A 9,887-nucleotide genomic window follows, 5' to 3' on the forward strand; every position below is an offset into this window, starting at 1 on the left:
CCCAAGGGATCATGGAATTGCTGGCGGTCCAGCAACGAGCGCAGCTGCAGGTCGTCGCCACTACCGCTCACGGTTTCAAATTTCAGCTGGTAAGGAGGTGGCGARGCAGCTCCGGTGATGGGAACTGCTCCCGAAACGGGAGCGTGCGACATCCGGAAGCTTTCCTTGCGTACAACACGCTCTGGCGGGGCGAAATAGCCCTCGATCAGCTTCAGTGTACCCCTCGAGGCGTCCTCGGTCAGTCGTCGTCYGACGCGTCCAGTCCGGGGAAAAGCACCTCGGTAAAGCCAAACTGGCTGAAGTCGCGGATGCGCATGGGATAAAGCTTGCCAATCAGGTGATCGCACTCATGCTGCACCACCCGCGCGTGAAAACCGTCCACCGAACGCTCAATCGCATCACCGTACTGGTCAAAGCCGCTGTAACGAATTCGCGAAAGGCGCGGGACCAGGCCGCGCAGACCGGGTACGGAAAGGCAGCCTTCCCAGCCGCCCTCTTCTTCAGGCCCCAGGGGCGTAATCAAAGGGTTCAGCAAGACGGTGCGGGGCACTACCGGTGCATCGGGATAGCGTGGGTTGACCGTGTCAGTCCCGAAAATTACCAGCTGCAGGTCGACCCCAATCTGTGGGGCTGCCAGGCCGGCACCGTTGACAGCGCGCATGGTATCGAACATGTCAGCAATGAGCAGGTGCAGCTCGTCGGTGTCGAAGGCGGTCACGGGCTGAGCCACGCGCAGCAGCCGCGGGTCGCCCATTTTGAGGATTTCGCGAATGGTCATGCGCCAATTATCGTGTCGCAGGGCCTCATCGGGGAAGTTTTAGCGCCAATGCCGGTAGCCCCAACCCCGGTAATAGCCGGGCGCGGGAACCACCACCACGGGGGCTGGCTCTACGTAGACAGGGCGGGCCGGGTAAACAGCCACCGGACGCGGGGCAATCGGCGCCACCACGCAGCCAGACAGCAAAACAGCCAGGCCGGCAGCCCCTGCCAGGACAGATAAACGTTTGTAATTCATGAAAAACTCCTGTGTGTACAGGTCTTTTCAACGTCCGGCGTAGTCGCCTGGCGTGACGTCCGGCGTGCAAACCCCGGTAACGCCATGTAAGGCGCTTCCTTGACGCACTATTCCGTGGTGCTGGCGCTCCAGTAGGCCTGGCTGACCGCAGGCAAATCACCGAGCTGACTGACAAGGCGGTCCATCGCGGGGCCATCCACCGCAATGGCGACCAGCGTCGCCTGGATCTTCACGCCTTCCTCGCCGAAAGCGGACACTTTGAGGTCGTTGGTCGGATAGTGCAGCTCCTCCAGCGATTTCTCCAGGGCACCCAGCACCTCTTTTTGATGCCCCCCGTTCGTGACCACATAGACCGAGTTGGTTACCTCGGCCGACTGCACGTCCAGTGGCAAGCGGTTGATCTGGTTGACGATGGGCCGCAGCAAGGTATTGGCCGCCAGCACGAACAGCGTGGCAATGCCTGCCTGCACTACCAGATCAGCCCCCGCGCAGGCGTCCACAGCACCCGAGCACCACAAGGTAGCGGCCGTGTTGAGCCCGCGCACATTGCCTTCCTCGCGCATGATCACGCCGGCACCCAGAAAGCCAATGCCCGAGACCACATAAGCCACCACATGCACCGCACCCGACGAGCCGGTAAGCCGATTCGCCATGTCGACAAAAATCGCAGAGCCTACAGCCACCAGTACGTTGGTGCGAAGTCCTGCGGTGCGCTGCCGGTACTGGCGCTCAAAACCGATCAAGGCGCCAAAGACGAACGCGGATGACAGGCTCAGGAGCGAGTCCAGGAGGTCCGCAGAGTTGAGGTTTTCGAATGCCTGCATGGGTGTGTTGCCTCCCGTGAGCCTGAAACTATCCGGGTGGGCCAGCCAGCAAGGCCAGCAAGGCCGCTTCGTCGATGACCGGAACACCCAGTGTTTGGGCCTTGACCAGCTTGCTGCCAGCCTCCTCGCCGGCCACTACATAGTCGGTCTTCTTGCTGACCGAGCCAGCCACCTTGCCGCCGGCAGCCTCCACCTTGTCTTTGGCCCCGTCGCGGCTCAAGGTGGGCAATGTGCCGGTGATGACAAAAGTCTTGCCCGACAACGGCTGCGGCGCCCTGGCAGCTGGTTCACCCTCCTCCCAGGTCACGCCACAGGCGCGCAGTTGCTCGACCACTTCGCGGTTGTGCGCCTGCTCAAAGAAGGTGCGAATACTCTGCGCCACGATCGGCCCCACATCGCTGACTTCCAGCAGTTGCTCTTCGGTGGCATCCATGATGGCGTCCAGCTTGCCGAAATGGCGCGCCAGCTCCTTGGCCGTCGCCTCGCCGACGTGGCGTATGCCCAGGCCGAACAGGAAGCGAGGCAAAGTTGTCTGCTTGGACTTTTCAAGCGCTTCCAGCAAGTTGTTGGCAGACTTCTCCGCCATGCGGTCCAGGCTGGCGAGCGCCGTCAGGCCCAGTTTGTAGAGATCGGGCAAGGTGCGGATCACATTCGCATCCACCAGTTGCTCGACCAGCTTGTCACCCAGGCCTTCGACTTCGACGGCGCGCCGGTGTGCGTAATGCAGGATGGCTTCCTTGCGCTGGGCACCGCAGAAAAGTCCGCCAGYGCACCGGTAATCGGCTTCATCTTCTTCTCGCACGGCGTCGGAGCCGCAGACGGGGCATTTGCGTGGCATCGTGAATTGCGGCGCATCCTGGACCCGTTTGTCGAGCAGCACGCTGACGACCTCGGGGATCACGTCACCCGCGCGGCGCACGATCACGGTGTCTCCCACCCGCACGTCCTTGCGGCGTGCTTCGTCTTCGTTGTGCAGCGTGGCGTTGGTCACGGTGACACCGCCCACAAACACCGGTGCCAGCTTGGCAACCGGCGTCAGCTTGCCGGTGCGTCCCACCTGCACTTCAATGGCCAGCACGGTGGTGAGCTGCTCCTGCGCCGGGTATTTGTGGGCCACGGCCCAGCGCGGCTCGCGCGTGACAAAGCCCATTTTTTTCTGCAGCGCCAGGCTGTTGACCTTGTAGACCACACCGTCAATGTCGTAAGGCAGGCTGTCGCGCTGCTTGCCCATGGTCTGGTGGAATGCTATTAATTCAGGAGCGCCTTGCGCAAGTTGCGTCTGGGCTGCGACCGGAAAACCCCATGATTTGAGTGTTAGCAGGAGCTGAAAATGGGTTTCGAACGCCGGACCGCCCTCTTCCGGCGGAGAGATATCCCCCAAACCGTAAGCAAAAAAACTCAAGCGCCGCCGCGCGGCCAACGCTGGATCCAGCTGGCGCACGCCGCCAGCCGCGGCGTTGCGCGGATTGACGAAGGTTTTTTCGCCCTTGGCGCCTTGCGCGATCTTCTCGCGCTGCTTCTCGTTGAGCGCTTCGAAGTCAGCGCGGCGCATATAAACCTCGCCACGCACTTCCATGACCGGCGGAGCGTCGGCAGGCAATCGAAGCGGAATCTGGTTGATGGTCCGGATGTTCTGCGTTACGTCCTCGCCGACTTCACCGTCACCGCGCGTGGCGGCCTGCACCAGGATACCGTTTTTATAACGCAGGCTCATCGCCAGGCCATCGAACTTGAGTTCCGCGACATATTCGACAGGCGGATCGGATTCCGCCAGACCCAACTCCTTGCGCACGCGGGTATCGAAATTCTGGGCGCCTGTGGCTTCCGTGTCGGTTTCAGTGCGAATGCTGAGCATGGGCACCTTGTGGCGCACACTGGCGAATTGGTCCAGCGGCTTGCCGCCCACGCGCTGGGTCGGTGAATCGGGTGTCAGCAGTTCCGGATGAGCCGCCTCAAGCGCCTGCAACTCTTTGAACAGCTTGTCGTACTCGGCATCGGGAATCGTGGGCTCATCGAGCACGTAGTAGCGGTGCGCGTGCAGATGCAGCTCTGCGCGCAACGCAGCGACGCGCTCCGCGGCGGAGGCCGGCTGCGGCGAGGGTTCGGGCTGCGCAAACAGGTCTTTGATGGCCATGAAGAAAGTCGGAAACGGGCGAAAAGCCCGGGAAATTCAGGAAAAAAGCCGGCGCCCCAACACCGAGCCCGCCGACAAATCGCGGCTGTCGAGCGTGTCATACAGCTGCTCCAGGTCTGCATGGATGACCTCCATCGCCTCAGGTCGGATCAGGTTGCCGTTGTCGTCGATGATCACGCCGTCCATATTGGCGGCCAGGGAGAGCGCGGCTTCGCACATGCGTGCAAAAGGCTGCTCAGAGCGGGAAACCTGTGGAACGTCGAGCGACAGCGTCAGTTCACGCAGCGCGGTCTGCTCCGGGTCTTCGGCCATTGCAGCCTGAGTATCAAAAGCCAGCCCCAGGATGGGAGCCTGCCCCTGCTGGCTTGCCGGCAACACCATGCGCCCGGGAATGGAACCTGGAACGAAACCCAGCCGGGCCGCACTTTGGTGGACATAACCCGGACTCCAGGCCGTGTTGACGGCGCGCAGGGTAAAGCTCAGCTGTGCGTCATGGCCGCTGGCAAACTGGTCGAGTTCGCGGGCTCGCGCCACCTCGTCCAGCATTTCCGGAAACTCCGGCTCGCCGCCCACCGCATCGGCAAACGCCTGCGCCTTCATCACGAATTCAGAGTATTCAATCTGGTTGAGCGCACCGGTACGGTTGGCCAGCTGCACGCCGCACTGAAAGGCGCTGTAACGATGCCCTGCTGTGGGAAATTCCCATTCGCCGGTAATGGCGCTCAGGCCTTCCACGCCGAAAGGCTTGCTGCCGGCCCGGCGCGTGCTGGGCATGGCGGCAAGCGCGGCTTCGCCCGACACCATGCCCTCGATCACCACGGGCGCAACGGCATCAATCAGCACGTCAAGGCCTGGTTTTCTTTCGGATGCATTCATCGTGGCGAGCGAGGCCAGCGATGCCAGGCCAGAATCCACGTCAAAGCTGGGTTCCTGCCGTTCAGCTGCGGCACCTTCGCCACTTTGTGCGGGTGCAAGCTCTTGCTCGGGAGCGGGGGCTTCCGGTGTGGCCTGCTTGGGCAGGTTCCTGCGCGACGACCAGGCGCTGTGTGCCACCACGCCGGCCAGCACCAGCCCGCCCACCACCGCCAGACTGATCTGCAAAGTGCTCATTTTGGGGTCAGGCTGCTTCTGCGAAACCGATGGCGGCTTCCATGTCCACCGCTACGATGCGCGACACGCCCTGCTCCTGCATGGTCACGCCAATCAACTGCTCGGCCATTTCCATGGCGATCTTGTTGTGGCTGATGAAGAGGAACTGCGTTTCCTTGCTCATGGAACGCACCAGCTTGGCATAGCGCTCGGTGTTGGCGTCGTCCAGCGGCGCGTCAACCTCATCCAGCAAACAGAAAGGTGCGGGGTTAAGCTGGAAGATCGCAAACACCAGGGCGATGGCCGTGAGCGCCTTTTCGCCACCTGAAAGCAGGTGAATGGTCTGGTTCTTCTTGCCAGGCGGCTGGGCGATCACCTGCACGCCGGCGTCGAGGATTTCCTCGCCCGTCATCATGAGCTTGGCATTGCCGCCGCCGAAGAGTTCGGGGAACATCCGGCCGAAATGGCCGTTGACCGTGTCGAAGGTGCTTGAGAGCAGGTCGCGCGTTTCGATGTCGATCTTCTTGATCGCATCTTCCAGCGTGGTCATGGCTTCATTCAGGTCGGCGGACTGCGCGTCTAGGAACTGCTTGCGTTCGCGCGCGGTGCTCAGCTCGTCGAGCGCGGCCAGGTTGACGGCGCCCAGCGACTGGATTTCGCGGTTGATACGGTCGATTTCGCCTTGCAGGCCGGTCAGTCGCACGTTGCCGGACTGGATGGATTGCTCCACCGCAGCCAGGTCGGCCTGCGCGTCGGCCAGCAACTGCGCGTATTGCTCAAAGCCCAGGCGCGCTGCCTGCTCTTTCAGCTGGAACTCGGTGATGCGCTGGCGCAGCGGATCCAGCTCGCGCTCCAGTTGCAGGCGCCGCTCGTCGCTGGCGCGCAGCTTGTTGGTCAGGTCGTCGTACTGGCTGCGCTTGGCGCCCAGATCGGCCTCACGCTCGAGCTTCACGCTCAGCGCGCTTTGCAGGCCGGCCTGCGCTGCGGCGTCTGTCAGGCGCGTGAGCTCTTCACGGGCTTGCGCTTCTTCACTTGCAATGGAGCTGGCTTGCTGGGCGGCAATGTCGATGGAACGGGTTAGCTCTTCGCGGCGGGAGGCCAAGCTGCGCAACGCAAACGTGGCTTCCTGCGCCTGGCGTTCCAGCGTGCGCTGCTGCTCACGTGATTCGCCCAGCTTGCGCTCGGTTTCGATCACGCGGTCATCCAGCTGCGCGTGGCGTTCCTGGCTGTCGGCCAGTTGCATATCAAGCTCTTCAAAACGGCCTTCAGCCGTGACCTTGCGCTCCTGCAATTCGCCAAGCTGCGCTTCGATTTCGGCCATGTCGGCCTGAATCTGCTCGCTGCGGGCCCGGGTCTGCTCGGCCAGTTGCGTCAGGCGCAGCACTTCGACCTGCAGCTCATGGGTGCGGCTCTGGCCTTCGGCGGTTTCGCGGCGTGCCGTGGCAAGGCGCTGGGCGGCGTCGGCGTAAGCGGCTTCGGCGCGAATCAGCGCGGAACGGGCCTCTTCGCTGATCAGGGCCTGGGCCTTGAGCTGCTTGTCGAGGTTTTCGATTTCCTGGGCGCGGGCAAGCAGGCCGGCCTGTTCGGAATCCTGGGCGTAAAAACTCACGCTGTGGTGCGTCACGGCATGGCCGCTTTGCACATAAATCACTTCGCCGGCCTGCAGCTTGTCGCGTGCGGCCAGGGCGTCGTCCAGGCTTTGCGCCGTGTAGCAACCCTGCAACCAGTCACCCAGTAACGCAGACTGGCCAGCGTCGTTCAGGCGCAGCAATTCGGTCAGCGGTTTGAGTGTGATGGCCGCATTGGTGCGGGCGGGTGCGGCGGCGCTGGGCGGTGAGTAAAACGAGAGCTTGGCGGGCGGCGTATCGCGCCCGTCGGTACCGGCAAAGCCGCGCACCATGTCGAGCCGACTGACTTCGAGTGCGCCCAGGCGCTCGCGCAGCGCGGCTTCAAGCGCGTTTTCCCAACCTTGTTCGATGTGGATGCGGCTCCACAGGCCTTGCAGGCCATCGAGGCCGTGCTTGGCCAGCCAGGGCTTGAGCTTGCCGTCGGTTTTGACCTTTTCCTGCAGGGCCTTGAGCGCTTCCATGCGCGCCGACAGGTCGGCCCGCTTGGCGGATTCGCTGTTGACGGTGTGCTGCAGCGTGCGGCGCTCTTCGTCGAGCTGCGGCACGCTGTCGGTCAACTCGTGCAGGCGGGCTTCGGCTTCAGCCTGGGCTTCCTGTGCGGCGGTGAACTGCGTGGTCAGGTTGGCCAGACGGGCTTCGTCGGGCGCGTTGAGTGCGTTGCGGTCTGCCGTGAGCTTTTCCAGCCGCAATCCCAGGCTGCGCGACTGCTCTTCGATGTTGCGCTGGTCGGCGGCCAGCACCTGGATTTGCTGCTGCACCTGGCCGACGCTGGTACGCTGCTCGTTGGCTTTGGCCTGGGCTTGGCGCAGGGCGTCTTCCAGGGCGGGCAGTTGGGTCTGGTGCTCTTCGGTCTGCGCAGCCAGGAGCTCGGCTTTTTCTTCGGCTTCAATGGCCTGCGCGGCGAGGTTTTCCGTCTCGACGGCGGCGTCTTCCTTGCGTGTGGCCCACTGGGCGGTTTGTTCCTTGAGCTGGGCCAGGCGCTGCTCGACACGCTGACGGCCGTCGACCACAAAGCGGATCTCGGCCTCCAGGCGCCCGACTTCGGCGCTGGCCTCATAGAGCTTGCCCTGGGCCTGGTTGACCTGGTCGCCGGCCGAGTAGTGCGCCTGGCGAATGGTTTCGAGGTCGGCCTCGATGTGGCGCAGGTCGGCCACGCGGCTTTCCAGGTCGTTCACGGCTTTTTCGGCGTCAGCCTTGACCTTGGACTGGTCGGCTTCGCTTTCGGCGCGTTTGAGGAACCACAGTTGGTGCTGCTTCAGGCTCGCGTCGGCATGCAGCGTGTTGTAACGCATGGCCACCTCGGCCTGCTTTTCAAGCCGGTCAAGATTGGCGTTCAGCTCACGCAGGATGTCTTCGACACGTGTCAGGTTTTCGCGCGTGTCGGACAGGCGGTTGGCGGTCTCGCGGCGGCGCTCCTTGTATTTGGAAACACCGGCGGCCTCTTCGAGGAAGAGGCGCAGCTCTTCGGGTTTGGACTCGATGATGCGGCTGATGGTGCCCTGGCCGATGATGGCGTAGGCGCGCGGACCCAGGCCGGTGCCCAGGAATACATCCTGCACGTCGCGGCGGCGCACCGGCTGGTTGTTGATGTAGTAGCTGGAGGTGCCGTCGCGCGTCAGCACGCGCTTGACGGCGATCTCGACAAACTGGCCCCACTGGCCGCCGGCGCGGTGGTCGGCGTTGTCAAAGACCAGTTCCACGCTGGAGCGGCTGGCGGGCTTGCGTGTGGTGGTGCCGTTGAAGATGACGTCCTGCATGGACTCGCCRCGCAGCTCGGAGGCCTTGCTTTCGCCCAGCACCCAGCGCACCGCGTCCATGATGTTGGACTTGCCGCAACCGTTGGGGCCCACCACACCGACCAGTTGGCCCGGCAGTACGAAATTGGTGGGCTCTGCGAATGATTTGAAACCAGATAGCTTGATCGAATTGAGACGCACGGCTGTCCCTGTTTTTTTGAGCCTGAGGTAGGGAATTACAACCCTAACTCGTTGATTTTTATGGCGTTTTACGGAAAAACGCTGACACACGCCGTGTACCACTTTCAGTAGCGCACGGTCCGCCATGTTACCCGAGCGGGACGCAGATTTTGCCGGGAAAAAGGCCCTTGACGGGCCCGGCGTGAAACACTTTGCTTCGCACGGCGGCGGTCTGTCAGGGTGACGCCCGGCCCTGCGCTGCCTGAAAATGGCTGGCTACCAGGGAAATTTGGATGAAATCAGCCTGAAGCCCAACAAGGACAAGCGCGAGCAGCTATTAATTTAATAGCGATCAGACCAGGGCATGACAAACCGCAACCCAGACCGGCGGCGGGTGAGCAAGGCGAGGCTGGATAATCAAGGCATGAATCCCCTGCTTTCACGCCTCCAGCCCTACCCGTTTGAACGGCTGCGCCAGTTGCACGCCGATGTCACCCCCAACCCGGCTTACAAACCCATCAGCCTTGGYATAGGCGAACCCCGCCATGCCACGCCCCAGCTCATCAAGGATGCGCTGACAGCCAGCCTGGACGGCCTGGCCAGTTACCCCGGCACGCTGGGGGAGCCGAAGCTGCGCCAGGCCATGACCGACTGGCTGGCCCGCCGCTACAACCTGAAACTGGACCCGGCCACGCAAATCCTGCCGGTCAACGGCTCGCGCGAGGCGCTGTTTTCACTGGCGCAAACCGTGCTGGACGCCAGCAAACCGGGCGCCACCGTGGTCTGCCCGAATCCGTTCTATCAAATTTATGAAGGCGCAGCCCTGCTGGCGGGCGCACAGACCTGGTTCGCCCCCAGCGACCCGGCGCGCAACTTCGGCATCGACTGGGCGGCAGTGCCGGCGGACGTCTGGGCCAAAACCCAGCTGGTGTTTGTCTGCTCGCCCGGCAACCCCACAGGCTCGGTGATGTCGCTGGCCGAATGGAAGCTGCTGTTTGAACTGAGCGACCGCTACGGCTTTGTGATTGCTTCGGACGAGTGCTACAGCGAAATTTACTTCCGTGATGAGGCGCCTCTGGGCGGCCTGCAAGCAGCCGCAGAGCTGGGCCGGCATGACTTCAAGAATCTGATTTCCCTCACCAGCCTTTCCAAGCGCAGCAATGTGCCCGGCCTGCGCAGCGGCTTTGTGGCTGGAGATGCGGCGCTGATCAAGCCGTTTTTGCTCTACCGCACCTACCACGGCAGCGCCATGAGCCCCATCGTGCAGGCGGCCAGCATTGC

Annotated in this window: 7 protein-coding genes; 1 reads left to right on the forward strand and 6 read right to left on the reverse strand. The window is 62.9% G+C overall.

Translation table 11 applies throughout. The annotated features are described in order from the left end of the window. Nucleotides 1-238: 238 nt before the first annotated feature. From def to smc, 6 genes are all read right to left on the reverse strand, one after another. Nucleotides 239-778 carry a peptide deformylase gene (gene def, locus AC1DWI_RS05370; protein ID WP_457280842.1) on the reverse strand — a complete coding sequence of 180 codons (540 nt, stop codon included), beginning with the start codon at nucleotides 776-778 and terminating at the stop codon, nucleotides 239-241. A 39-nt stretch (nucleotides 779-817) separates the two neighbouring features. After that, nucleotides 818-1,015, reverse strand: a complete 198-nt coding sequence (locus tag AC1DWI_RS05375; protein ID WP_477669509.1) for a hypothetical protein — start codon at nucleotides 1,013-1,015, stop codon at nucleotides 818-820. Nucleotides 1,016-1,122: 107 nt separating this feature from the next. Continuing rightward, nucleotides 1,123-1,839, reverse strand: a complete 717-nt coding sequence (locus AC1DWI_RS05380) for an MgtC/SapB family protein (RefSeq protein WP_477669508.1) — start codon at nucleotides 1,837-1,839, stop codon at nucleotides 1,123-1,125. A gap of 28 nt (nucleotides 1,840-1,867) precedes the next feature. Further along, complete coding sequence (ligA, locus tag AC1DWI_RS05385; RefSeq protein WP_477724494.1) at nucleotides 1,868-3,973, reverse strand: NAD-dependent DNA ligase LigA; 2,106 nt, start codon at nucleotides 3,971-3,973, stop codon at nucleotides 1,868-1,870. Nucleotides 3,974-4,009: 36 nt separating this feature from the next. After that, nucleotides 4,010-5,083, reverse strand: a complete 1,074-nt coding sequence (locus AC1DWI_RS05390) for a cell division protein ZipA C-terminal FtsZ-binding domain-containing protein (RefSeq protein WP_477669506.1) — start codon at nucleotides 5,081-5,083, stop codon at nucleotides 4,010-4,012. A 7-nt stretch (nucleotides 5,084-5,090) separates the two neighbouring features. Further along, on the reverse strand, nucleotides 5,091-8,627 hold the full coding sequence (gene smc / locus AC1DWI_RS05395) for a chromosome segregation protein SMC (RefSeq protein ID WP_477669505.1): 3,537 nt from the start codon (nucleotides 8,625-8,627) through the stop codon (nucleotides 5,091-5,093). 403 nt (nucleotides 8,628-9,030) lie between these two features. Between smc and AC1DWI_RS05400 the strand changes: the two genes are divergently transcribed. Continuing rightward, nucleotides 9,031-9,887 (forward strand): aminotransferase class I/II-fold pyridoxal phosphate-dependent enzyme (locus AC1DWI_RS05400; RefSeq protein WP_477724495.1); only part of this gene is annotated, 857 nt, incomplete at its 3' end.

Source organism: Polaromonas sp. P3_C2, from assembly GCF_056402675.1.

Coding starts and splice junctions, on each gene's coding strand:
- AC1DWI_RS05375 (WP_477669509.1), bottom strand. CDS start 1,015: ATGAATTACAAACGTTTATCTGTCCTGGCAGGGGCTGCCGGCCTGGCT.
- AC1DWI_RS05380 (WP_477669508.1), bottom strand. CDS start 1,839: ATGCAGGCATTCGAAAACCTCAACTCTGCGGACCTCCTGGACTCGCTC.
- AC1DWI_RS05390 (WP_477669506.1), bottom strand. CDS start 5,083: ATGAGCACTTTGCAGATCAGTCTGGCGGTGGTGGGCGGGCTGGTGCTG.